We start from the raw sequence: 25528 nt of genomic DNA on the forward strand, positions 1-25528 counted from the left end.
ATGAGCTTCGCGGTCTGGCTAGAGAACCGTACCCCCTTCGCGATTGGATCTTACGCGCTGCCGGACGCGGACGGTCAGGAGGTTTTCCTGGGTCTTTTCTCGGCGAGCTTCCAAGGCATGGAGGAAATGAGCGCCGCCCTGGAGCCGGCCGAGGAGCAGTTGCCGGTGACGCTCAACGACATTTTTTTCGGTGATCCTTCTCTTTCATCGACGCGCTACGAGGCCGATATCGCTATGCTGAAACCCGGCGTCGACGTCATCGTCAACGGCACCGCATATGCACCGAACGGGAAGCCAGTTCGAGAAATGCAAGCGGGACTAAAGTTCGGGCCCCTGCAAAAGGTGCTCAATGTGGTTGGCGACCGCGTGTACGACGCCGGTAGCTATAGCACGCCACAACCGTTCACACAGATGCCTATCATCTATGAACGCGCCTACGGTGGCACCACACCCGATCTGAAAGTCGACCCTCGCAATCCGTTGGGAGTTGGTTTCGCCCACGCCCGTTCGGCTGATCCTGCAGTCAAGACGCAAGCGCCAAACATAACCTACCCGACCGAGCCATTTATGAGTCCGTCGGACAAGCCGCGGCCGGCAGGTTTCGGCGCGTTGGGGCGCGGCTGGCAACCGCGACTGCCGTTGGCCGGAACCTATGATCAGGCTTGGATCGACACTCAGTGGCCATTGCCGCCGAAGGATTTCGATCCGTGCTACAATCTTGCGGCGCCGGCGGACCAGCAACTTCCAGATCTCAACGGCGGCGATCAGGTCACTCTGATAGGACTCACTCCCAGCGGCCGGTGGAGCTTCAAACTCCCACGCGTCGTCGCGCCCATCCGCCTCCTCTTCGATGATCGCGTCGAAGACCAAATTTTCAAGGCGGATACGATCATCATCGAGCCCGACCTTTTTCGGGTGACGCTGAAGGCGCGGGTGGCCGTGACGACGCGGCGCAACCGGCCTGCGCTGCGCGAACTTGTCTTCGGCCATGTCACGCCGGCGCTGATTGCGGCGAAACGAAAGGGCAAGGAGTATTTTGCTCTGCGCGGGACTGACGGAACCGTTACCGAACGCCCGGCGTGGCTGCCATGAAGCGGCCATTGTATATCGTCGGCGGTGGCGCCGTGACGCCCGCCGGCCTGAACCGGCGACAAACGCTTGCCGCGATCCGAGCCGGGCTCTCCGCTTATGAAGAATATCTGCTGGCCGAACCTATGGGTGCGTCGCAGATCGTCTCACGCATTCCCACCCATTGGTCACTGAGAAGCACGGAGTGGGAATGGCTGGTCAATATGGCGGCGCGGGCTATCACGGACGCACTCGGATCGACAGCCGCGAATTCGCGCGCAACTGTGCTGGTGCTTGTTTTGCCGGAGAGGTTCAGAGACCATGCCGCCTTCGAGGAAATTGACCCGTCGGGCTTTCTAAATGCCGTCATACGCGCATGCGGTAGCCCATTCCATGAAGCGTCGCGTGCGATCGACGGTGGCGCAGCAGCAAGCATCGGGGTGCTGGATCAATTATCCGAAACGCTCGCCCGGCCTGACGTCGAGCGTATCCTGCTCGGCGGCGTCGACAGTTTGGTGAACGACAAGGATATCGCCCGACTGGGCGCGGCTGGGCGGCTGAAAGGCTCCGATAATGCTCAAGGGCTTGTTCCGGGAGAAGCGGCCGCCTTTGTTTGCCTGCAATCAAGGCCGGATCGGCAGAGGCCGAGTGTCACCGCCATCAATGGCGCTGGTTTTGCTCAGGAAGCAGACGGTGTCCTGACGGAGCGATACAGCCAGGGCAAGGCGCTGCTTGACGCGCTTCGAGGCGCGTTGAATGGACCCGACAACGGCCCACGCGAGCCCGACATCGTCTTTGTCGTCAGCAACGGCAACGGTGAGCGGTATAGTGGATGGGAGGCAAACATAGCGCGTTCCCGCTTCTACCGTACCCGGCGCGAAATCCTGCCAATTGCCTATCCGGCGATGACTGTCGGCGACGTAGGGGCGGCCGGCGGGGCATTGGCATTGCTTGTAGCGGCAGACAGTTTCGCTGTTGGTTATGCACCCGGTCCCGTGGCCATGTGCGAGATTGCTTCCGAAGCGGGATTGCGCGCCGCCGCGTTGGTTAGCCGGGTCAAAGTCCGCTGAGTTACATCCAAGCCGGGAAGTGCTGTGTCCGTCGCCAGTTTGCCAATGGGAGATCAGGGTTGTCGAACGAAGCCCGAATGGCGATGAGCCGCTGTTTGCGCATCGAGCGGAATGCTTTGTGTCTATCCGGTCCCCGTCCTTCGTCCCACCATGCATTCGCGCGATCGGCGGAAGGGAGCGGCGACTCCTCGATGTTGGCGAATTGTTCTCCAAGCGACGCTGGATCGACGGTGAACACGTTGGTATCGTTGAAATCGACATCGAAGAGATCGCGCCAAGCGAGACCCGCGGCAAAAGCGCATTGAGGTTCGCGCATGCGTTCGATCAGCCATGGGGCTATCATTCTGTCACCCAGCATTCCGATGGCAGCCAGCGCCGGCTGTCGCAGCGAGGGTTGGTTCAGGCATTTCTGAAGCCAGGTTTTCGCGGAAGTCTCCGCCGAAGCAAGGAGTCGGATGTCGAAAATTTCGCCGGGAAGAAAATTGGCAGACGCAAGCAATTCGTCGAGGACAGGCAAAGCCATGCGGCCCGCGCCGAGTAGGCAGGTGGCGAGCGAGGCCGCTAATCGTTCTCGCGGCTGGTCGGCAGCGAGACGCTCAGTGGCCAGGGGAAGGAGATCACGGCGGCGCAATGCGCCGGCCAACCACAGCGCCCGGATCCGGACCTCAGCATGGCCGTTCGCGGCCAATTCGCCAAGGCGAGGCCCGGCGTCGACACGGTGATGCCAAAGTGCCGAGAGACCGATGCATTTGAGCGTTGTTTCTCTCGAATCGACCCATTTGGCGACGAAAGGATGGAGTTTTTCGCGTGGTGTCCGGGCGATCGCGCCTGAAATAGCAGCGATGCCCGTTTCGCCGAGCGCGGCGGCAGCCTCGACCACCGCGGCAACCTGCTTTTCCAGCTCCCAGTGGAGAGCCAAGCAGGCCATGACAAAGAGTTCGGGAGCCTCACCATAATCGGAAAAACGCGAATTCGCCGCTGCCCAGGCAGCTTCGCCCGATGCGAACAGACCTTCCAGATTAGCGTCGAGCCTCTGGTCGATACGGCCAATATCGATTTCGCCCAGAAGCGGCCCATCGATCTCCCGGCGCCGGCGTGACCAGAGGAAAGCAGCATCTTCCGCGTGCTGGTCGACGATGACGGGAATTGTCGCGAGGCGGCGCATCGGCTCAGCCTAGTTCAGGTGAACAGCCGCCCCCCTTATCCAATTCGTACCGGTCGCGTGGCTATTGAGCTGTGCACCGCGTATGGAGATACGCCCGTTCTTCTCCAGAATGATGGACGCCAAACCACACCTAAGCTCGATCCGATCGCGCGCGTCCACCGTCACCGTCTCGCCGTCGCGCAGCACTTCAACGCGAGGCGGATCGGGGCGCGGATCCACAATCCGCCCGACAATCAGCGGGCAGGCCGGGTCACCGCCTTCGAACAGCAGCGCCACCTCCGAGCCGACAGATGAGCCGTCAAGGGCAGTGAGGCTGCGGGCTTTTACCGCCGTATCGCTTGGATTGCCGACAAAAACGACAAGCGGCGAGCCGTCATCGAAGCCGATGAGCAGCCCTATGACAACCCCTTCAACACGCTCAGCAACGTCCATCGCTCGGCCCTCGCTTTCAATTATTGTGTACACTGCTGCCTTTGATCTTGGTCTTGCCGTCTGCCTTCACGTCGATGTCGCCGCTGCCGTCGAGCCTTATGTCTTTTCCCTTGAGGCTGATCGTGCCGTCCTTTTTGAGAACGATGCTGGCATCGCCGCATTTCAGCGCGATCTCGTCGGCTGCCTCGACGTATAGTTTCTTGCCGTACTTCATCACGCCGTCTTCGCCGATGATGACACTGCTCGCCTTGGCGACCTTTAGCGAATACGCCCCGCCGACCTCGATCCCCTCTTCCGCCGCAATCTTAGCCAGGCGGGCTTTACCCACCTGCGAGGAATGGGCGCCGCCGACTGTAAAGCTTTGGTCGGCTGCAACGTCCACGGTCTGTCCGGCGCCGATCTTCCAGTTGTCCGCCGCGCCAATCGTGTGGCTCTGCCCCGCCCCCACCGTGACACTCCGTGACGCACCGATGGTGTTCGACTGAACCGCGCCGACGCTCCGCGTTTCAGATGCGCCTACCGTATCGACACGCGCAGCGCCCACCGTGACGGTCTGCACAATCGCCACCGTCTGGGTGTGGTTGGCGCCGATCGTCTCCGTCGAGTTCGATCCGATGTTGATCGTCTCGTTCGACCCCACCGTCAGCGAGCGATCCACCCCCACCGTCTCGGTATCGTTGTTGCCAATATTCGTCGTCTGGTCGACGCCGACCTTGACCGTCTTGTTGTTGCCGACGTCCTCGTCGAGGTTGTGGCCGACGGAGTGCTTGGCGTCGTGGTCGATGCGGTCGGACTGGTCGTGCTGGACCAACTTGTTGCGATCGTGCTTGATCAGCAGGTGGTGGTCTTTCTGGGCCTGGAAATTGACCAGCTCGGAGCCGGCCTTGTCCTCGAACATCAGTTCGTTGTAGCCGCCCCCACCCTTCGACGAATTGGACTTCCAGCCCGATTGCGTGGCGTTGCCCGGCAGGCCGTAGGGCGGCATCTGCGAGGCGTTGTAGACGCGGCCGGTGATGATCGGCAGGTCGGGGTCGCCCTCGATGAAATCGACGATGACCTCCTGGCCGATGCGCGGGATCTGGATGAAGCCCCAGCCGCTGCCGGCCCAGGTCTGCGACACGCGCACGAAGCAGGACGAGTTCTGGTCCTTCTTGCCGAGGCGATCCCAATGGAACTGCACCTTCACCCGGGCGTATTTGTCGGTGAATATCTCCTCGCCGGAAGGGCCGACGACCGTCGCCGTCTGCGGCCCGCGCATGATCGGCCGCGGCGTGATACGCGGCGGGCGATAGGGCAATTTAGTGGGCGCCACGCCGAGCACGATCCTGAAGTTCTCGGTATGGGCCTCGTTCTGGGTGCGGTAGCCGGGATCGAACAGCCGGTACTCGGCGCTGACCACCAGATAGTCCTGGTTCTGGTCGTCGCGCGGGAAACTTTCCAGCTTGAACTTGCAGCCGGAAAAGAGGCCGCGCACGGTGCCGACAGCAGTGCTGCGCTGGTGCACGGCCTGGAGTTCCTCGCGGCGAACACCGGCAATCGTGTCGCCGCGCCCGACATCGAGATGCGCTCCGGGCTGGCGGTAGTTCTCGCCCGAGGCTTCCTTGTGGCTGAAGGGCTGGGCAGATTTCGCCATCAGGTCGGCGCCGGGCTTCTCGAAATCATAATCCGTGTGGGCATAAGCGCCCGGCCGCACCGAGCTGCCCGGTATCCATTCGGTGATGTATTCGACGTCGCGCCGCGAGGCTTGGCCCTCGAAATTATAGAGCACCTTGTCGTAGCCCGGCGCCGGCTTCAACTTACTCATCGCATCGCACAGGATCAGCGTGTGCTTGCCCTCATCATGCTCGAAGAAATAGAAGATGCCCTCGTGCTCGAGCAGGCGCTGCACGAAATCCAGGTCGCTCTCGTCATACTGCACGCAATATTCGCGTGAGGGATAGGATCCCTGCAGCCGCTTCTCGAATTTCGCGATGCCGTATTTCGAAAAGATCTTCTCGACGATCTCGACCACCGTCATATTCTGGAAGATGCGGCAATCGGTGGTGTTGCCGAGGAACCAGAGCCAGGGCCTGACCACCGCTTCGTAAAAGGCCAGCCGGTCCTCGATGCGGGTCAGCCTGAAATCCGACACCAGGCCGCTGAACCAGCGTTTCGGGTCGGACTCGCCCTCCACCGAAACGGGGCCGCCCAGCATCTTCAGCGGGTCGACATCGTGGCTCTTGGAGACGAAGCCGACCGTATAGGAAAAGCAACGGCTGATCTCGTCACGCCCGACGAGATGGGTGAAGGTCAAAAGGTCAGCGCCAACGGGCGTCTGCACAACCGTGGCACGTTCGTTCGGCATAGGTCGTGCCCCTCCTGGACGCGGCCGCCAGTATGATGGATTGAAGCCCCCGCTATGTTAACCGCATCACGTTCGGGAACAATTCACCGCACCGGACCAAATCAGCCTAGCACATGTTTTGACGCCGGCCAAAGAACTGTGGCGGCACAATACACTTGCGGTAAATCATCCTGAAACGCTCTTGTCCCCCGGCGGCCGCAAGCTGCTAGAATGGCGGGAGCAATGCCGGAAAGGCGCAGAGTTTCCGGCCCGATTGCCAGTGACAAGTGCTTTCGATGAGGCTCGGTGGCGTACCGGATGTTCATCTCGCTTCAGATCAGCAATGTCGACCGGCTGCCTTCCGGCACCGCGGCCAGCTATGCCGCGCGCGACCGCAGCTTCGAGATCGGCCGCGAGAATTGCGACTGGACGCTCGCCGACCCGGACAAAATCATTTCGGGCCGGCATTGCGAGGTCCGCTACCAGGCGGGCGCGTTCTGGCTCTATGATGTCTCGCGCAACGGCACCTTCATCAACGGCTCCCGCCAGCGCATGGCCGGCCCGCATCGGCTTGGACATGGCGACCGGCTGCTGATCGGCCGCTATGTCATTTCGGTTTCGATCGAGCAAGAAGGCGTAGTCAGCGGCCATTCGCAAACCCGGGCCGGCTCGACACAGCGCGAATTGCCGCCGGCGACAGGCCGGCCGCTCGAATTCTCCAACGAGCCGTTCTTCGGCCAGGCGGAACAGCGCCCCAGCCAGAGGGCGCCGGTCTCGACATCCTCTGCACTGCAGCCGGCGCCGGCGCCCTCGCCGGCTCGGCCGGCGGAAGCCGACGGGCTGTTGCGGGAGATCGCGAAAGCCGCCGGCATTTCGCCCGACCTCATTCAGTCGCGCGACCCGCATGAAGTGGCGGCGGAGATCGGCACGGTGCTCAGAACGACCGTCGAGCAATTGTCGCTGCTGCTCAAGGCGCGCGCGGCTGCCAAGGTGCTCGCCAAGAGCCCGCATCGCACCATGATCGGCGCCGAGGACAACAACCCGCTGAAATTCGTGCCGGGAACCGATGACATATTGGAGATCATGTTCGCCAAGCGCAGGGCCGGCTATCTCGATGCCACGCACAGTGTCGAGGACGCATTCCGCGATCTGAAGACGCACGAGCTGGCCACCTATGCCGCCATGCAGGCGGCACTTTCCAGGTTGCTCGACGATCTGTCGCCCGAGGCGATCGCCCGTAAACTTCCGCCGACGTCCTTCTCGTCCAAGAAAAGTCAGGCTTGGGATGCCTTGGTCGCCACCTGGCGGACCATGGAGGAGGCGCATGAAAACGGCATGCTCGATGTCTTCCTGGCCTATTTCAGCGAAGCCTACGCCAAGGCCAGCAAGCAGAAATAAGAAATTGCAATGGCGGCGCAGATCCCGGCGCTATGTGACGGGTATCACAGAAGAAACCCTGATCTTGCTTTCCGATTTCAATTAACCGCTTGGGCGATTAGGATGGCGCGCGGAAGCTTGCCTGGCGGGCAAAGCGGCGTGGCTTGGGGCGTGTGCAGCAATGTCATGTTTCGGCGAGATCAGCCTTTCCATCCGGCCCGCCGTCAGGCCATGGCATAAGGTTCGTCTCCATGCCCGCTGCTCGGCGGTGAACCGCCGATGAGTTCGAAGGACGATCCCTCCGCCGGCGCGGGCAAGACCGTCATTCGCGCTTCACGGCAACGGCCGCAATCGCCCGCGGCGCCTCAAAGCCGTCGCCCGGACAATACTGGACCTGCGCCGCCGGGCGCCAGGGAATCGACGGTCTTCGACCCTGGCCTCGGCCGGGAGATGCCGACCGGCTGGTCGTCCGGCACCGTCATCCAGCAAGGGGCCGCCTCAGAAGCGGCAGCAGCCGCAGCCGCAGCCGCGCCGTCGCTGCAGCAGGACATCCTGCTCGATGCGGCCGGTGGCGTGCAATATGGCGCAGCTAACCCGATCCTCGGCGCTGCAGCGCCGCTGCTGATGCTGTTTGGCCAGTTGCGGCTGATGCCGGTCGAGAGGCAGGCGGGTCTGCTCGCCGAACACATCGCCGAAGCGATCGAGGTGTTCGATCGGGAGTTGGCGAAAGCCGGCGTCGCCGAGGAAGAAGCACGGATAGCGCGATTTGCCCTTTGCGAAACCGCCGACGATCTGGTCGGCAACCTGCCATGGCCGAAGGACGCCGGCTGGAGCGGGCACAGCCTGGTGGCGCGGTTCTTCCACCGCAAGCCCACCGGCACAGGTTTCTACGAGGCGCTGAACAGTCTCCTGGGCAAACCGGAGGCGCATCACGACCTGCTCGAACTGATGCATGCCTGCCTGTCGCTTGGGTTCGAAGGCCAGTATCGCGGGCGTGCCGGCGAACGCGACAATCTCGAGCGCGTGCGGCGCGATGTCTATGACACGATCCGTTATTTCCAACCGCTCGCCGACGACGACATCTCGCCGCACTGGCAAGGCATGGCGGCAACGATGGCCAGACCGTCCGCCAGGTTGCCGCTATGGGCCGTCGCGGCGGCCGCGGCGACGCTGGTGACGGCGGCATTCTTCGCTATGCGAATATTCATCACAGATGAAGGCGACGCGACTGCGCGCGAGTTGCTGGCGCTCAATCCATCGACGCCGGTCACGATCGAGCGCGCCAGCGTGGCGCCGCTGGCCGAGTCGGAAACAGCCGCTCCTCCTGCGGTTGCTCCTGCTCCTGCGCCCGTCCCTGCGCCCGTCGCGCTCACTCAGATCAGCCGCATCCGCGCCGCTCTGGCCAAGGACCTGGTGCGCGGCGGGCTGGCGGTGGGCACGCAGGGCAACTTCATCGTGGTGGAAATCAACAACGCCCTGATGTTCGATGGCGGCAAGGCCGAGCTGAAGCCGGAGTTCCAAACCGTCGCGGCGGATATCGTCGCGGCCCTCGATGCCGAGCCTGGGCCGATCAGGATCGTCGGTCATACCGACAATGTGAAGCCGCGCAAATCGAGCGCCTTCAAGTCCAATTTCGACCTCTCGGTCGCCCGCGCGAAGGCGGTCGAAGCGATGATGGCGCCGGGCTTCAAGGATCCGTCGCGGATTACCGCCGACGGCAGGGGCGAGGACGAGCCGATCGCCGACAATGCGACGCCGGAAGGCCGCGCCTCGAACCGCCGTGTCGACGTGATGATCCTCAAGGAGGAGGCACTTTGAGCGCGGCCGGCCGGAAGCTCTCATGATGCGCTGGGTGCTGCGGATATTCAGCGTTCTCGCGCTGGCCGGTTTCTCGGCGGCGGTCTGGTATGCCGGACCGCTGATCCGCTTTGCCGATAGCCGTCCGCTCGGGCCGGTCTGGCTGAGAGCGACGATAATAGGCGTGACCATTGCGATTCTCGCGTTGTTCTACGGTGTGAGCTTCTGGCGCAGGCACAAGGCGCAAAGGGCGCTCGAAACGGCGATCGTCCGCAGCGACGAGCGCAACGACGATGTGCAGGTGCTCGAGGCACGCATGAGCGAAGCCATCGCGACGCTCAAGCGGTCGAGCGGCAAGCGCAATTTCCTCTACGATATCCCCTGGTACATCGTCATCGGCCCGCCCGGCGCCGGCAAGACGACCGCGCTGGTCAAGTCCGGGCTGAAATTTCCACTCGCGGGCTCCGGCACTGCCCAGCCGGTGGCCGGCGTCGGCGGCACCCGCTCCTGCGACTGGTGGTTCACCGACGAGGCGGTGCTGATCGACACGGCCGGCCGCTATACGACACAGGATTCGGACGCCCAGCGCGACAAGGCGAGCTGGCTCGCCTTCCTCGCCCTGCTCAAGAGATACCGCACAAGGCAGCCGATCAACGGCGTCATCCTCGCCATCAGCCTCGCCGACCTCATCGGCTTCGATGATCAGCAGCTCGACGCGCATATTGTCGAGATCCGCAGCCGGCTGCGCGAGCTCCACGAGACGCTGAAGATCCAGTTCCCGGTCTACCTGCTCTTCACCAAGGCAGACCTCATCGCCGGCTTCATGGACTATTTCGGCGATTGCGACGAGGCGCGCAGGCGCAAGGTGTGGGGCGCGACTTTCCAGACCACCGACCGCAACAGGAACATGGTCGGCGAGACGCCGACGGAATTCGATGCTCTGGCAAGACGCCTGACGGAGGAGATGGCCGACCGGCTGCAGGACGAGGCCGATCCGGTCGCGCGCATATCGATCTTCGGCTTCCCGGCGCAGTTCGGCGCGCTGCGGAGCCGCGTGGCGCGTTTCGTCGGCAGCCTGTTCGATCCATCGCGATCTCATGTCAATGTCAGCCTGCGTGGGTTCTATTTCTCCTCAGGGACCCAGGAAGGAACGCCGATCGATCAGGTGCTGGGCGCAATCGGCCGCAGCTTCGGCGCCGCGTCCCAGGCGCAGCTTTCCGGAACCGGAAAGAGCTTCTTCCTGCATGACCTTCTGGCCGAGGTGATCTTTCCGGAATCAGGCTGGGTTTCATATGATCGAAGCGCTAAGCGGCGGGCGTCGATCGCCCGCTATGGCGGCCTCGCCGCGATCGCGCTGGCGGCCGTGGCTGCGCTCGGCGCATTCGGTCTCAGCCTCACGACCAACCGCTCGCTCATTGATGCCACAAGACAGGCGATGGCGCAGTACCGCCAGAACGCGGATTCTCTGCTCAAGAGCACGACGGTAACCGATGTCGACCTCGAGAACGTCATCGGCCCACTCGACCAGCTGCGCAACCTGCCGGCCGGATTCGAGACCGCCGACGAGCCGGCGCCGGTCCAGGCGACCTTCGGGCTCGGCCAGCGGGAGAGGCTCCTGTCGGCCGGCAAAACGGCCTATCGCCAAGCGCTGGAGCGAAGCTTCCGCTCGCGGCTGCTGGTTCAGGCCGAGCGGACGATCCAGGCCAAGATGGCCGAGCCTATCGCGCTCTATGAGCCGCTCAAGATCTACCTGATGCTGGGCGGCAAGGCGCCAAAGGTGGATGACGAGCTGATCGTGTCCTGGATGAAGCAGGACTGGGAGGAGAACCGCTATCCGGGCGAAAACAATCGCGAGGGCCGCGCCCAGCTCGAAAAGCACCTGCGCGCCATGCTGGCGCTCGATGACGCCTATGATCCGGTCTTCGAGCTCAACCAGCCATTGGTCGAGGCCGCGCAACGCTCGCTCGGGCGCATGAGCCTCGCCGACCGCGCCTCGGCCTTGATCAAGTCGGCGGTCTACAGTGCCAAGCTGACGGATTTTTCCGTTTCCACGGAAGCCGGCCCCGAGGCGAAGCTTTTGTTCGAACGCATGGATGGCAGCGAGCTCTCCGACCTTCGCGTCCCCGGCCTCTATACCCGGGCCGGCTTCAATGGCTTCTACCTCCAGCAGTTGTCGCGCATGGCGCAGATGCTGGTCGACGACCAGTGGGTGCTCGGCGGCGGCGGCGAGCAAGGCAGCATCGATCAGGACCTGCCCAAGCTCGGTCCCGAGCTCCTCGACCGTTACGGCAAGGAATTCGCCATCGCGTGGAACGGCGTTCTCGACCAACTGAGGTTCAAGGCGATGCTGAAGGACCAGCCGCAATATATCGCGCTTTCCGCCGCCGCGTCGGCCGACTCGCCGATAGACCGGCTGTTTGCGGCTGTCGCCGGCGAAACCGCGTTGACCAGGGACGCTGCTGCCGGAGCAGGCGAGGCAGGAACGGCCGATCAGGATCCGGCCAGCATGGCCAAGGGTCTGGCACGCATCGGCTTGCAGATTGCCGGCGGCAAGTCGCAGGGGCGTGCCGGCACGGCTTCGTCCGGCGGGCAGAACGCCGGCGCCAATGTGGAGGCTCAGTTCAGGCCTTTCCAGGCTTTGGTGAGCGGTTCCGCCGGACGCCGGCCGATCGATGCGCTGACGCAGAATTTCCGCGACATCTACCAGAGCCTGAAGCTTGCGGCGGATGTTCCCTCGCAGACGGAGCGCGTCAACGCGAACCTGCAATTGCAGATTTCGACGCTGCGCGCCAATTCCTCGCGCCTGCCCAAGCAGCTTGCGCGAATGGTCAACGCGGCCGCGGACGAGTTGGAGGGCAATGTCGCCGAAACCTCGGTTTCCAACCTCAACCAGAGCCTGGATCAGACCGTCACGCGCCCCTGCGAGGAGGTTGTCAACGGCCGCTACCCGTTCGCCGGCGACAGCACGGAAGAAATATCCATGGCCGACTTTGCCAAGCTGTTCGCGCCGGGCGGCCTGATGGACCGGTTCTTCGCCCGCAACCTTGCGCCGCTGATCGACATGACCGGCCAGGACTGGACATGGAAGCAGGATGCCCGCGCCGGCCGCGACCTTGCCAAGTCGACCCTGAAAGCGTTCCAGTCGGCGGCGGAGATCCGCGGCGCCTTCTTCCCATCGGGCGGATCGACACCGTCAGTCAGCATCACCTTCACGCCATTCTCGCTGAACAGCGAGGCCGACAGCGCGGTGCTCGACATCGATGGCCAGACGGTCCAGAGCAGCCAGGCCGGCAACGCGCCGAGCACGGTGACATGGCCGAACGGAACCGCTTCGGCATCGGCAAGCCTCAGCCTGGTCCCGGAGATGCCCGGCCGCGAGTCCGCTCTCAAGTTCGAGGGGCCATGGGCGCTCAAGCGGCTCCTGGACAAGGCGGCCATCGCCCCGAGCAATGACGGGAAGGAGCAGGTGCGCTTCGTGATCGGCGGACGGGACGTCTCCTACACGATGCAGGCGGGGTCGTCGGCCAACCCGTTCCTGCTCCCCGCGCTTTCAGGCTTCAGCTGTCCGAAGGCGTTCTGAGATGGCCAGCCCAGGTCTTCATTTCGGTACTCTAATTTTTGCGCTTGTGGCAAAGTGGCAAGGGCAAGTGGCCCGTGGTTCGGCACAGAGGGCGTTCGAGAAGCGCTTGGTGGCAAAGTGAGCACTGTCGCCCTTCCGATCGAAAGCTTCGGCGTCAGCCACAAGGGCTGTGTCCGCGACCACAACGAGGACAACTACCTGGTGGAGCCACAGACCGGACTGTGGGTGGTGGCCGACGGTATGGGCGGGCATGAGGCGGGTGAAGTCGCTTCGGCCAGCATCGTCGACCACCTGGCAACGATCGGCATCGCAAGCTCGGCACCGGACCTTCGCGCCCGCTTCGAGGACCGGCTGAGCCGCGCCAATGCCGAGATCCGCAACATATCGCGATCGCGCGGCATCACCATCGGCTCCACCTTCGCCGCCCTGCTCGCCATGGACGGGCGCTTCGCAGGCTTATGGACCGGCGACAGCCGCATCTACCTGGTCCGCAACGGTGCGATCGCACAGATTTCGAAGGACCATACGGAAGTCCAGGAGCTTCTCGATCGCGGCATGATCAGCGAAGAGGAAGCGCTCACCTGGCCGCGTCGCAACGTGATCACCCATGCGGTGGGCGTCAGCGACGAATTGGTCATCGATTTCCAGCAAGGCGAGCTGTTGCCGGGAGATGTCTTCGTGCTGAGCACGGACGGGCTGACGGCGCATGTCAGCGATGCCGAGATCGAAGCGGCGGTGAAAACCGTTCCGGCAAAGGCGGTCTGCCAGAACCTGCTGGACATGGTGCTGGCGCGCGGCGGAACGGACAATGTCACCATCGTGCTGGTGAAGATTGGCGACGGTCGCAACGGATCGCTCCATGCGGATCAGTCCGGGCAGAGGGCTGAACGATGAGCGACGACGACAGGACGCGGATATCGGGAGGCCCGCCCAACACCGGGGTGGGCACGCAGCTCAGCGGAATCTACGAGCTCGACGAGCGCATCGCTTCCGGCGGCATGGGCGAAGTCTACCGCGGCCACAACATCCAGACCGGCGACCATGTGGCGATCAAGATCGTGCTGCCGGAATTCGCACGCGACCAGACGATCCTGTCCTTGTTCCGCAAGGAGGCGTCGATCCTCAATCATCTGTCGCACGACGCCGTTGTCCGATACCACGTCTTCACCGTCGATGCCGGGATCGGCAGGCCCTATCTGGCGATGGAATTCGTCGACGGCCAGTCGCTGTTCGATGTGCTGCGACGGGGGCCTATGCCAGCCGAAGACGTGCGCAGGCTTTGCCATCGCCTCGCATCCGGCCTCAGCGCCGTGCACCAGGCAGGCGCCATCCACCGAGACCTGTCTCCGGACAACATCATCCTGCCAGGCGGGCGCGTGGAGCGCGCCAAGATCGTCGACTTCGGCATCGCGCGATCGGCAACGGTCGGCGGCGAGACGTTGATCGGCGGCCGGTTTGCCGGGAAGTACAATTACGTGTCGCCCGAGCAGCTCGGGCTCTATGGCGGCGAGGTCAGCGAGCAGTCCGACATCTACAGTTTGGGGCTGGTGCTTGCCGCCGCGCTGCGCGGGAAGCCGCTCGACATGAGCGGCTCGCAATACGAGGTCATCGAGAAGCGCCGATCGGTGCCCGACCTGTCGGATATCGATCCCGACTTCCGGGACCTTATCGACGCGATGCTGCAGCCGGATCCGCGCGACCGGCCAGCCAGCATGGCGGAAATCGCCAGGGCGACGCGCGGCGAAGAGGACGACGCCACATTGCCGCCGCCGGCATCTTTCGGCTCGCGCGAGCGCTCGGGCCTGCCGAGGGCAGGCTGGACCGCCGCGCCGCAGTCCAACGTTTATCCGCAGCCTTCCGCAACTTCCGGCGAACAGCCCTTCGTCCAGCATGTGCGGCCGGCGCACCTGTCAGAATCGCGGCCTGCGGCGGCATCTCCGCGCCCGGCCAAGCCCGCGGCTGCCCCGCAACGGAAGCCATCCAGAACCCCAATCCTCGCGATAGGCAGCGTGATGGCACTGGCCGTGGTGACCGCGGCCGGTCTTTATGTCTCGGGCGTCCTGGCGCCTTCGCCGCCAATCGTGGCGAAGGCCCCGTCGCCGGTGCCAAAGCCGGTGCCGAAGCCCAAGGCGGAGAAACCCAAGCCTCAGCCGGAGACGCCGAGTCCCGACGATACGGCCAACAATGAGCCGGCCAAGCCTGCTCCACCGGTCCAACCGCAACCAGGCGGCGGCACGCCACCGGCCAGCAAGCAGCCGACAACCGTGCCGGGCCAGGAGCCGAAGCCGCCGCAGCCCGCTGAAACGACCAAGCCCCGGCAGCCGCAGCCAGCCGAGGTTCAGCAACCCGCGCAGAAAGCGGCCCCGGCTACCCAACCGCAAAGCGTCACCGGCGACGAGCAGACGGCGGCTCCGCCGACCATCAAGCCCATCCCGATATCACCGCCGGCCAAGAAGCCGCCACCCGCGCTTCAGCCCGATACGGTCGTGACCGATAACAAGGGCCCGGCATCGCCGCCGGGCAAGACCGCTCCCGCCCCGCCGCCGATCCAGAAGCCGTCCCCGCCGCCTGCCGTTCAGCCGGAGGTCGTCCAGAACCAGAAGACCACCCCGCCAGCCGCCCAGCCGGCAGCGCCCGAGGCGCCGACACCAAGCTTGCCGAAAACGCCGGCTTTGCCGGCGCAGCCGCCGACGGCTGAACCGGCAAAGCCGGACGTCGCCATCAATCTGCCAAAGCCGACTACACCGCCGCCAGCAAAGCCCGCCGGGGAGCTGGCCGAGCGTGCCTCGTGGGTGCGCGACTACAATGGCGGCAACTGTTTCTATGCGACCGTGACATCGGCAACCGACAGGGCCGCAGCAATCGAGGGGTTCGGGACGGCCGTCCAACCTTTCGAGCAGATGCTCGGCGACTTCCAGGCACGGTTCCATCTCGAGCCGGACATCAGCGTGCGGCTCATCACCCCTTCCCAGTGCGGCGTGCCGACATTGCTGCGCTTTCTCGGCCGCAGCGGTGCCGAGAGTCCTGAACTGGTTCTCGACCGCACGTCGGTGCCGGACGGCTCGCCGATCAGCGGCACACTGATCACGCGCGCCGGGCTCATCTCCAACGTTTTGCTGATCAATCACAACGGCATCGCGTTCAACCTCGATGACCGTATGGTGCCGCAGCCGGACAAGGCGACGTTCAACATCCCGATCGACCTCGCTGCCGCGGACAAGGCGGCCGGCAAGGCTTTGCCCCAGGTGATGCTGGTCATCACGGGGCCTCAGGATTTACAGGCCGCGATGTTCTCGGGACCGACCCCAGCCTCGGAATTGCTGCCCAAGCTCCTCAAGGAGATCCAGGCCCGCGGCCCCGGATTCTCCGCCACCGCCAAGTATTTCCAGCTCGGCGGATAATACGGACGCCGATGGGTCTCCGCCGCTCGCCCTTTTCCCTCCCGGCCCAACCAGGCAAGGGGCGCGGCTGGCGTTCGAACCTGTCTGACCTACCGCGCCGGAGACTGGCCGGGCTGCTTGGCGCAGCATTGTTCTTCACCCTGCCCGTCGGCAAGGCGCATGCCGAGTTCACCGTCTGCAACCAGACGCTCGACGTCGTCAATCTGGCCGTCGGACAGAAGGTCGACAACGCCGACCAGACCGACGGCTGGTGGACGATCGGCGCCAACCAGTGCGTGAATGTCATCCGCGAGGAACTGGCCAACCGCTACATCTACATCTACGCGACCGACGTCTTCGGCCACGCGATCCTGAACGGCTCGATCGAGATGTGCATCGACAGGCGCCGCTTCTCGATACGCGGCATCGACGAATGCTGGCAGCGCGGCCATATCGCGGCCCGCTTCGTCGAAGTCGACACGCTCGAGCAGGTGCGCTGGACGTACTTCCTGACCGGAAACAGCCCGTGACGCACAGCATCGACACGAGCTTCAAGGCAAAGAAGCAGGCGCGCCTGGCCGAACGCAGACGCAAGCTCTGGCGCCGGGTGCTTGGCGGGCTTGTCGCATTGGCCGTGGCAGCGATGGCCGGCGGCTTCTATCTCACCAAGGACTACTGGTCGTTCGGCGATGAAGACGAGGATCTGCAACCCGTCGAGGGCGCACAGGACGTACCGCCCGACGCCTCCGTCTATGTGCCGGCGATCATCGATCTCGCCGGCGATCCGATGTGGATCACTCTTGCCCCGGACGCCGAGGCTGGAACGAAGGGCCAGACCGTGGCGCGGCCGGCGGAGCTCGAAAGTTCCGGAGCATCCCCGCAGATCGAAATCCTGTCCGATGTGATGCTGAGCGCCAGCGAAAAATTCATGACGACGATCCCGTCGACGCAGGAGGATTTCGCCTTCTTCCAGGCGCAGCGACGGGCGGGCCAATCGGTGCCGGCGCAGACTCCACCGCCTCCGGCGGCGGCGCCCGAGGACCAGTTGGGCGATCTCGATCAGCAAGGTGGGCTGGAGCAGCAGGATGACCTGCAAAACGACCTTCAGCCGGCCCCCGATACGGACGCGGCTCCGCCCAGCTCCGCGCCCAAAGCGGATGCCGACGATCCGGAGGCCGGCTGGGGCGAGACCATCGATCAGGGCGAGGCAGCGCTTCCCGCATTCAAGAAGACCCAGATCGAGAACAACACGACGGTCGCGACCGTTACCGGCGAATACCAGCGCTTCGACGCAACCGCGGACACGTTCGTCAAGATCCTCAACGCCCGCAGCCTGGACAGCGTCGTCTCGGATGCTCAGTTCTCGGCCGAGGACGCAAAGCTTGCCGGCGAAGCGCTGAAGGCGCTGTTCAATCGCGATGGTCTGGAGGCCGGCTATGTCGTGGCCATGCGCGGCTTCAGGCCGAACCGCGAGACCACGGCCATGTCGCTGATGCAGGTCTCGATCTACGCCAAGAATGTCTATGTCGGCACGCTGACGCGCAGCACGGCCGGCGCCTTCGTGTCAGGTGTCGATCCGTGGGTGCGTGAGGACCTGTTCAACTATTCTGGCGCATCGGACCAAGGCGGCCCCAAGCGCCAGTATCGCCTGCTCGACGCGATCTATTCGACGGCGGCGCGCAACAAGGTCCCGACCAGCGTCATCGGCGAGGCCATCATGTATCTGTCGAGAGGGCAGGATCTCGACGCTTTCGCCAGCGAGGACCAGCGCCTGGTGCTGATCTACTCGCAGACGCCGCGCGGCCAAGGCGAGATCTCGGGACGGGTTCTCTATGTCGGCGTCCAGGGCGCAGAGAAGAACCTCGACTGTTTCGTCTTCCAGCAGAGCGACGGGCAATATGCGTGCGTCACCGGCAATGACGAGGTCCGTTCGCTGACCGTGATGAACCGCATGGTGACTCCGGTCAGCGGGGTCATGACCTCCACCTTCGGCCCGCGCAAGCACCCGATCCTCGGCACGGTTCGGATCCACAAGGGCGTCGACTGGGCGGCTCCGGTCGGCACACCCATCCTGGCCGCCTTCGACGGCGAGATCAGCTTCCAGGGCGATGGCGGCAGCTACGGCAACCTGGTGAAGATCTCGCACGCCAACGGCCGCGAGACGCGCTACGCGCACATGCAGAAATTTGCCATGGCAAGCGGCGTCGGCACCAAGGTGAAGGCCGGCGATGTCATCGGCTTCATCGGCACCACCGGCCTTTCGACCGGACCGCATCTTCATTTCGAGCTCTACCAGAACGGTGAGGCGATCGACCCGCTGGGGACGGTCACCACGGTCGCAACCTATGCGTCCGGCGGTGCTGGCGGATCCGGCGATGCCGCCGTCGAGACGCTGACCGACCGCATCGTCCATGTCGAAAGCGGTGGCAGCGCCCGGGCCAAGAACCCGCTTTCCTCGGCGACCGGCGCCGGCCAGTTCATCTCCAAGACCTGGATCCGGATGATGAACACCTATCGCCCCGATCTCGCCCGCTCGCTGTCGACCGCCGACCTGCTCGCGCTTCGCTACGACGCCACGCTGTCGCGCGAGATGGTGCGCAACCTGGCGCGCGAAGGCGAAGCTTACCTTCGCGCCCGCGGCCACCAGATCACTGCCGGGCGGCTCTATCTGTGCCACTTCCTCGGCATGGAAGGCGCGCATCAGGTGCTCGCCTCCCCAGGCTCGTCGCAGCTGAGCGCCGTGCTGGGGTCAGCCGTGATCCAGGCCAACCCCTTCCTCACCGGCAAGTCCGCCAGCTATGTCATTGACTGGGCGGAGCGGAAGATGGGCCAGAAGGTGCCGCGGATCATCACCGACGCAGGCCAGCAGACGGCCACGACCGAGATCCGGCAGACCTCGCCCGAATTCGAAAAATACAAGCAGGCGATAACCGCTCTGGTGAACTCGATTCAACCCACGTTCGAGCCTGGCTAATCTAGAGTGCGTCGCGCCGAAACGGATTTAAGCGACGCACTTTAGGTTTTATCTGATGCATGTCGTTGTCCCAGAACCGCCGCGCACTTCTGAGCGACATGCATTGGGTTTAGGCGTGCCGCGGCCAGCGGCCGGGCCGATTGGTTTCCGATGCCGCGAATGCTACATTGACGCCTGTTCGCAAGGATTTTTGTGAACCAGAACTGTGGTCGAGATCACATACGCTTGGAAGCCAGTTTTGGCAGAAGCGACTTCGTCGCTAATGGAATTTAGCATGCGCAGACAACAATAGCGCGCCCCTGTGGGGCGGAGGGCTGTCCCATGAAAACGTTCGCCATCCTTTTGGGCGGTTTTGTCCTGTTTGTCCTTGCAGCGTTCGGCGCCCAGGCCGCCACGCCCGACGCAAAACGCGTCGCGCTGGTCATCGGCAACAGCAAATATGTCAATGCCGTGCCATTGCCCAATCCCGCCAACGACGCGCAACTCATCGCATCAACGCTGCGCAATGCCGGCTTCGACGTGATCGAAGGGGTGGACCAGGACAATGCCGGCATGCACACGCTGATCAGCCGGTTCACCGAGCAATCCTACAATGCCGACCTCGCGGTCATCTTCTATGCCGGCCACGGCATGCAGGTCGACGGCAAGAACTACCTCATTCCGGTCGATGCCGAGTTGACGTCGCCGGCCTATCTCAAGACCCGCACGGTGCAGATCGACGAGTTCATGGCGGCGCTGCCGCCCGATCCCGCGGTCGGCGTCATCATTCTCGACGCCTGCCGCGACAATCCGCTGGCACGGACGCTGGCCGCCGCACTGCCGAAGAGCCGCTCGCTGGGCGCGGGACTGGCGCCGGTGGAAGCGAAAGCGGACGGCGTCGGCACCGGCGGCGTGCTCATCGCCTATGCAACGGATCCGGGCGCGATCGCCTTCGACGGCAACGGCGTGGACAGTCCCTACTCGATGGCTCTGGCCAAGCATCTGACCGAACCCGGCGTCGAACTGCAGAGTGCGCTGACGCGCGTGCGCGGCGAGGTGACCGAGACGACGCAAGGTCGGCAGCGGCCGTGGCACAACGCATCGCTGGGACGCGAGGTCTTCCTCGGCAAGGCCTCGGCCGAAGCCGCGGCGGTCGATGCCGAGGCAGGCAAAGCGACCGCAGCGCCTGCCCCTATCCCCGTGGCCAGCGAAGCTCCGTCGTGGGAAGTGGAGCAGCGCCTCTGGGACGAGGCATCGAAGAAGAATTCCATCCCCTTCTACGAAGCCTATCTCGAACAGTTCCCGAATGGCCGCTTCGCGACCGTGGCCAAACTCAACATCGATCAGTTGAAGGACCCGAAGGCCGACAATCGACAGATGGCAGCACTCGATGCCAATGAGGCGAATGCGAATTCCGGATCGGCGGTTCGTACTTCGGTCGGCATCTCCGACGAAATGAAGCAGACGCCCGGCAGCGAGCTGACGGAAGGCGCCATCGGCCTCGATCGCGACGGCCGCATCGACCTGCAGCTGCGCATCGAGGCACTGGGCAACGAGCTGGGCCAGGTCGACGGCAATATCGGCCCGAAAACGCGCCAGGCCATCGGCGTCTGGCAGGGCAAGAACGGGCTGCCGCAAACCACCTATCTGACGCGCGAGCAGCTGGCGTTCCTGGTCGTGCAGACCGACCCGATGATGGATGCGGTGCGCGCCAAGCACGCAGCCGATCAGGCGCGCGCCGCGGCGGCCAAGAAGCAGATGGCGCAGAAGACCCGCACCGTGAAGCCTGTGGCGCAGAAACCGAGCCGGAAGCAGCAGCAGACTGTGCAGCGGCGGCGCAATACGGACACCCTCATCGGCGAGGAGCCGCCGCCGCGGAACAATGACGACTTCCTGACCAAGGCTTTGATCTTCGGCACCGGCGTTGCGGTGGGTGGCGCGCTGAAGAATTGAGGCAAGGCACAGGATTCAGCCTGTGCAGGTTATCAGTTCGATCACTGTCACCGGGCTGAGATGCAGAGGGCGGTTCAGTCGCTGAACCGCCCTCAGAATTTCGAGCCAACTTGCAGAGGCGCGCTTTGCCGGATCTGTTTGGGCGCCCTATTCGGTCCTGATCCGCATCTCCACCCGGCGATTGACCGGGTCGTAGGGATCGGGAACACGCGGGTGCGACTTGCCCAGTCCGATCGGTTCCAATCGCGCAGCCTGGATGCCATTCGCGGTCAGGAACGACGCCACCGATTGCGCCCTTCGCTGGGAAAGTTCCTGATTGTACTGGTCGGAGCCGGAGGCATCGGTATGGCCTTCGACGACAAAGCTGAACGAACTCAGCCGGTTGTCCTTCAGCGCCTTGGCGAACTCATCGAGCTCGGTGCGCGCGGTCTGGTCGAGCTGGGCTGAATCGAGGGCGAAATTGATCATCATGTCGAGGCCGGCCTTTTGCGGCGGCGCCCCTGCCTTGTCGGCCTTGCTCTTGCATTCTTCCTCGGTGCCGACACAGATGCCGCGGGACGCGCCGAGATTGCCTGGACCGGTGAAGAACTTCACGATGTCTTCGGATTTCTGAAGCGGATCGGCGGAAACGTGCGTCGAAAAAAGCACGGCCGCCAATACCAAGGCTGAACTGGCCCACCGCATGACCGTTACTCCCATTTGAGCGTCGGATTTCGCTGGCGGGACCATATCAAATTCCGAAGCCATTGTCTGTGAACAAAGACACGCTGCCGAGGCCCTTTGGCTGTTATGGCTAAGACCTTGACCAGCGCCTCGCTCGGGGCTTGAGTGCTCGTCGGTCCCTTGGATGAAGGCGGGGCAGCCATGGCCAATGAGTTCCGATCCAGAACGGCACGGGATCTCTTCCTTGCCCGCCCGGCCATCGCCATGGACATGAAGACGCCGCCAACGGATCAGCTGTCGATCGAGTTCTGCCGAGCGCTGCTCGCAGGCCGGGTGCCCGAAGAGGCAATCACCTTCTGTGCCTACCTGCTGCCCGAGCGGGCGGCAGTCTGGTGGGCGCATGAATGCCTGGGCAACCTCACCGAATTGCTCGACGGCAGGGATCTCGAATTGCTGGCGCTCATTCGCGACTGGGTCGGCGAGCCCGGCGATCCCCGCCACCGGACGGCAATGGAAACGGCGGCTGAAGCAACACCTCCAGCTACGCCGGCCGCCTGGATCTGCCTGGCCGCGGTATCGCATGACAATGGCGCGGCGCACGAGGTGGCGCCGGCGCACTTGCCCGCCGGCCATGCGGTCAGTGCGGGGATCCTGGCCGGACTGGCGCGCGTGTCACTCGCGGACCGGTTCGCCGTCCTTGCCGCCTTCGTCGACATGGGGATCCAGATTGCAGAAATAGAGGCGCAGCGGCAAGTGGCCGATGGGTATTGAAGCCGCCCGGACCTTAGCCAACCAGTTGCTTGTCAACCTCCCCAGCCACCGCCGCCACTGCCGCCACTGCTGCCACCACCCAACGTTGGGGCGACAACTGGCTTGGGCTCTTCCTCGACCGGTACGATGACCTTCTTGGCGGTTGCCTTTTTCTGCTTGACGACCGTCGGCGCCGTCGTCGTGGCGGTAACCTTCGGCGGAGGCTGCACCGTCACCGGCGTCGGCTCGGATTTCGGCAACAGGGATGTGCAGCCCATGAGTGCCGCAAGAACGCCGGAGAGAGATGTTGCAATAATCGCCTGCTTCAATGCCCTGCCCACCACTGCCTCCCTGTTGCTCAGAACAAATCCCGACGCGGGTTGGCCTGTTCCCAAACCGCTCTGGCCACCTTGACCAATTGGTCCTCCAGCGAACCGCTGGCTGCGATCTTCGACTTGAGTTCCCCGCGCAACTTCTTGAGCGCCGCCGTCTTCGCCTTCGTTCCGAATTTGGCCAGCGTCGCCTTGGCGTCCGGCAACTCGTTGCGAGCGTCGAGTGCGACTGTGAATGCGAGGAAACGCACGGCTATGGCCTGGTCAGCCTGATCGCCCTTCTGCATCTCGAGAGCCGCGCGGTCATAGGCGCCGGACTGATCGCCGCGCGTCGTTGCCAGCTCGAACAGCCGCTGCGCTTCGTCGAGGTTCTGCTGCACCCCGACGCCGTCCCGATACATGCGGCCGAGGCTGCCCGGGGCGTAAGGCTGGCCAAGGTCAATGGCCTTCTGGAAGAGCGCCAGCGCCGCCTTGGGGTCCTTGTCGATGCCTTGGCCGCTGAGATAGTTGCGGCCGAGCAGGTTCATCGAATACATATCCTGCCGCTCGACGCCGGCTTTCAGGAAGGCAACGGCACGGGTGGGATCGGCGGGGACGCCATTGCGCCCTTCCGTGAAGATCGCGGCGAGATCGTTCATGGCATAGGTATGCCCCATCGCCGCCGCCTTGAGCAGCAGATCGAGCCCCTTGCCGGTATCGCGCTCGACGCCGTAGCCGTTGAACAAAGCACGGCCCCAGGACGTCATCCCGTATGGATCGCCCTTGTCGGAAGCGGCGGCATATAATGTATTGGCCTGCTTGCGGTTGACAGGCATTCCAGTCCCGGTCGCATTGAGGTAGCCGAGTTCGAACACGGCCCGTACATGGCCTTTGTCGGCGGCTTCCTGGATCTCTTTCTTTGCCTGATCGACCTTGCCCACCGCGAGCAGCGCGCGTCCCAGTTGGTAGCGGAAGCGGGCCACATCGGGGTACGCTTTCACCGCCGCCTGGCAGACGTCCACGGCGTTGCTGCTGATCTCGTTCGGCAGCAGACCCGGCACGACACCTTGCAGGTCGAGGGGTTCGCCGGCCTCGCGGTCGCAGGCATCAACGTTAGGCGACAGTTTCATCGTGGCAGGCTTGGAAGGCGTGTTGTCGGCCCGGATTTCGAAGCCGACCTCGACCGGCGCGGCGACGCCGATCTGGGGTTCGTAGCTCAAATGCTCGACTTCGTCGGCCATCAGGCTCGAGTCCGGCGACAGTGTCCGATCCGGCAGTGACAGCGTTCCCGTCGCCGGATAGCTCGCCAGTTTCACGCTGACGGCGGGGTCCTTGGTCGGAAACTCCAGTTTCAGCGGAACCGGGCCGACACCGACGGGAATGGCGACATCGCGCTTGTCGATCGCCTTGGCGGCACCGGTGATGTGGAGTCCCCGCGCCACGACCTGCTGCTTCTGCTCGGCCTCGAGCGAGGCGACGACCTGTTCGCCTTGGGCGCCCTCACCGCTCTTGACGCGGAACACCATGATGCCCTGCGCCTCGCCGCCCCATTCGTCATGCGTGGCATAGGCCAGCATGTCGACCTCTTCCTGCGCACCGACGCCCTTGGGGATTTCCATCTTCAGGCGCGGCAGATCCTTGCCCTGGATGGGCGCGCCGATCTCGACCGGCTTGCCGTCAAGCGTCAGGCGTCCAAGCGCCGGCGGTCTCTCGATGCTGACGGTGACCGCCCCGCCATCGACGTCGACAGGCTGCGGCAGGTCGAGCGCTACCGGGCCGATGCCCGACGGCACGATTTTCTCCAGCACCGGCGGCAGCGAGGGCCGGGTCGCGCGGCGCATCAGCACGACATCGTCGATCAGCGAGGAATTCTCCCACGGAACCTGCTTGCCGGAGGTGGCCTCGACCACATCGCGGCGCACAGCCGCCATGACGGTGCGTATTTCCTGATTCGGAGCCAGCGCGCGGCGCGAGAATGCCGACGAGAACGGGCTGAGATCGCCGATTCCGTCATAGGCGACCGCGCCGGGCTCGGTGGCGAAAGCGATCAGCGTGTTGAGCGAACTCTTCACTTGCGCCAGGCCGGTGTTGCCGGCGGTGATCAGCTGGTCCCTCAGCCAGTAATCCTTGCGCGGAAACGGATTGTTGCGGCAGGCGTCGAGGATGATCACCTGGATCTTGGACTTCGAGCGCATCTGCTCAAGCACGTCATCCAGCTTGACCGCCTGGACCTCAATGTCGGCCGCATCCTTCAGGGAGGCATCGACGGGGATCAGGAAATTCTCGCCGCCGATCTGGAAGCCATGGCCCGAATAGTAGACGACGGCCAGCTCGGCGCCGTCGGCCGCGGCGAGATAGTTGCGGAACTGTTTCTCGAATTGCAGCTTGGTGAGATCCTTGGCCAGGAACACCTCGAAGCCGGCCATCCGAAAAGTGTTGGAAACGTCGTCGGCGTCCTTGTCCGGGTTCTTGAGGGCTGGAATGTCCCGGTACTCGGAATTCCCGATGACGAGGGCAACCCGCTGATCGGCGTGCGCTTCGAAGGATGCGAAGCCCACGAGGATCACGGCTGCAAGGAACGCGCAGCATCGCAGCATGGCAAATCCTTAACTGCTATGACCTGTCGGCCACAATGCAGCTTGCGGCGCCGAGGTCTGTTAAAGACTTCACAATCTGCCTGGACATGACGAGAGGCTTGCGTTGCGG

At 64.0% G+C, this 25528-nt stretch carries 17 protein-coding genes; 11 read left to right on the forward strand and 6 right to left on the reverse strand.

What is annotated here, in order from left to right; genetic code table 11:
- Both EN818_RS26115 and EN818_RS26120 read left to right on the forward strand, forming a co-directional pair.
- Complete coding sequence (locus EN818_RS26115) at positions 1 to 1092, forward strand: DUF2169 domain-containing protein (protein ID WP_135905845.1); 1092 nt, start codon at positions 1 to 3, stop codon at positions 1090 to 1092.
- An 8-nt stretch (positions 1093 to 1100) separates the two neighbouring features.
- Positions 1101 to 2138: a hypothetical protein gene (locus EN818_RS26120; RefSeq protein ID WP_135905847.1), complete on the forward strand. Its 1038-nt coding sequence runs from the start codon at positions 1101 to 1103 to the stop codon at positions 2136 to 2138.
- 1 nt (position 2139) lies between these two features.
- On the opposite strand, the gene EN818_RS26125 is transcribed toward EN818_RS26120, so the two are convergent.
- From EN818_RS26125 to tssI, 3 genes are read right to left on the reverse strand one after another with little or no spacing between them, the layout of a single operon-like run.
- The gene (locus EN818_RS26125) at positions 2140 to 3303 is read right to left on the reverse strand and encodes a hypothetical protein (protein ID WP_135905849.1); all 1164 of its coding nucleotides are present in this window, start codon (positions 3301 to 3303) and stop codon (positions 2140 to 2142) included.
- A 9-nt stretch (positions 3304 to 3312) separates the two neighbouring features.
- Complete coding sequence (locus EN818_RS26130) at positions 3313 to 3735, reverse strand: DUF6484 domain-containing protein (RefSeq protein ID WP_135905851.1); 423 nt, start codon at positions 3733 to 3735, stop codon at positions 3313 to 3315.
- 16 nt (positions 3736 to 3751) lie between these two features.
- The gene (gene tssI / locus EN818_RS26135) at positions 3752 to 6079 is read right to left on the reverse strand and encodes a type VI secretion system tip protein TssI/VgrG (protein WP_135905853.1); all 2328 of its coding nucleotides are present in this window, start codon (positions 6077 to 6079) and stop codon (positions 3752 to 3754) included.
- 297 nt (positions 6080 to 6376) lie between these two features.
- Between tssI and tagH the strand changes: the two genes are divergently transcribed.
- From tagH to EN818_RS26175, 8 genes are all read left to right on the forward strand, one after another.
- Positions 6377 to 7456, forward strand: coding sequence for a type VI secretion system-associated FHA domain protein TagH (gene tagH / locus EN818_RS26140; protein WP_135905855.1), 1080 nt, complete (start codon positions 6377 to 6379; stop codon positions 7454 to 7456).
- A gap of 258 nt (positions 7457 to 7714) precedes the next feature.
- Positions 7715 to 9253 (forward strand): type VI secretion system protein TssL, long form, encoded by a 1539-nt coding sequence (tssL, locus tag EN818_RS26145; protein WP_135905857.1) that lies wholly within the window; start codon positions 7715 to 7717, stop codon positions 9251 to 9253.
- A 22-nt stretch (positions 9254 to 9275) separates the two neighbouring features.
- Positions 9276 to 12812 (forward strand): type VI secretion system membrane subunit TssM, encoded by a 3537-nt coding sequence (tssM, locus tag EN818_RS26150; protein ID WP_135905859.1) that lies wholly within the window; start codon positions 9276 to 9278, stop codon positions 12810 to 12812.
- A gap of 117 nt (positions 12813 to 12929) precedes the next feature.
- Complete coding sequence (locus EN818_RS26155) at positions 12930 to 13706, forward strand: PP2C family serine/threonine-protein phosphatase (protein WP_135905861.1); 777 nt, start codon at positions 12930 to 12932, stop codon at positions 13704 to 13706.
- Positions 13703 to 16213, forward strand: coding sequence for a serine/threonine-protein kinase (locus EN818_RS26160; protein ID WP_135905862.1), 2511 nt, complete (start codon positions 13703 to 13705; stop codon positions 16211 to 16213). The genes EN818_RS26155 and EN818_RS26160 overlap by 4 nt, the downstream gene beginning before the upstream one ends.
- An 11-nt stretch (positions 16214 to 16224) precedes the next feature.
- Positions 16225 to 16722: a DUF1036 domain-containing protein gene (locus EN818_RS26165; RefSeq protein WP_189523844.1), complete on the forward strand. Its 498-nt coding sequence runs from the start codon at positions 16225 to 16227 to the stop codon at positions 16720 to 16722.
- Positions 16719 to 19166 (forward strand): M23 family metallopeptidase, encoded by a 2448-nt coding sequence (locus EN818_RS26170; protein WP_135905864.1) that lies wholly within the window; start codon positions 16719 to 16721, stop codon positions 19164 to 19166. The genes EN818_RS26165 and EN818_RS26170 overlap by 4 nt, the downstream gene beginning before the upstream one ends.
- A gap of 321 nt (positions 19167 to 19487) precedes the next feature.
- The gene (locus tag EN818_RS26175) at positions 19488 to 21098 is read left to right on the forward strand and encodes a caspase family protein (protein ID WP_135905866.1); all 1611 of its coding nucleotides are present in this window, start codon (positions 19488 to 19490) and stop codon (positions 21096 to 21098) included.
- Positions 21099 to 21245: 147 nt separating this feature from the next.
- On the opposite strand, the gene EN818_RS26180 is transcribed toward EN818_RS26175, so the two are convergent.
- Positions 21246 to 21782 carry an OmpA family protein gene (locus EN818_RS26180; RefSeq protein ID WP_189523845.1) on the reverse strand — a complete coding sequence of 179 codons (537 nt, stop codon included), beginning with the start codon at positions 21780 to 21782 and terminating at the stop codon, positions 21246 to 21248.
- A 180-nt stretch (positions 21783 to 21962) separates the two neighbouring features.
- On the opposite strand from EN818_RS26180, the gene EN818_RS26185 reads away from it, so the two are divergent.
- On the forward strand, positions 21963 to 22532 hold the full coding sequence (locus EN818_RS26185; protein WP_135905868.1) for a hypothetical protein: 570 nt from the start codon (positions 21963 to 21965) through the stop codon (positions 22530 to 22532).
- Between the two features lie 32 nt (positions 22533 to 22564).
- Here the strand turns inward: EN818_RS26185 and EN818_RS26190 are convergent, their stop codons facing one another.
- Both EN818_RS26190 and EN818_RS26195 read right to left on the reverse strand, forming a co-directional pair.
- A complete protein-coding gene (locus EN818_RS26190; RefSeq protein ID WP_245518877.1) occupies positions 22565 to 22840 on the reverse strand; it encodes a hypothetical protein in 276 nt (91 codons plus the stop codon).
- A gap of 29 nt (positions 22841 to 22869) precedes the next feature.
- The gene (locus EN818_RS26195; protein WP_135905872.1) at positions 22870 to 25419 is read right to left on the reverse strand and encodes a caspase family protein; all 2550 of its coding nucleotides are present in this window, start codon (positions 25417 to 25419) and stop codon (positions 22870 to 22872) included.
- Between the last annotated feature and the right edge of the window lie 109 nt (positions 25420 to 25528).

Source organism: Mesorhizobium sp. M3A.F.Ca.ET.175.01.1.1 (genome assembly GCF_004791945.1).
Taxonomy (GTDB): Bacteria; Pseudomonadota; Alphaproteobacteria; order Rhizobiales; family Rhizobiaceae; genus Mesorhizobium.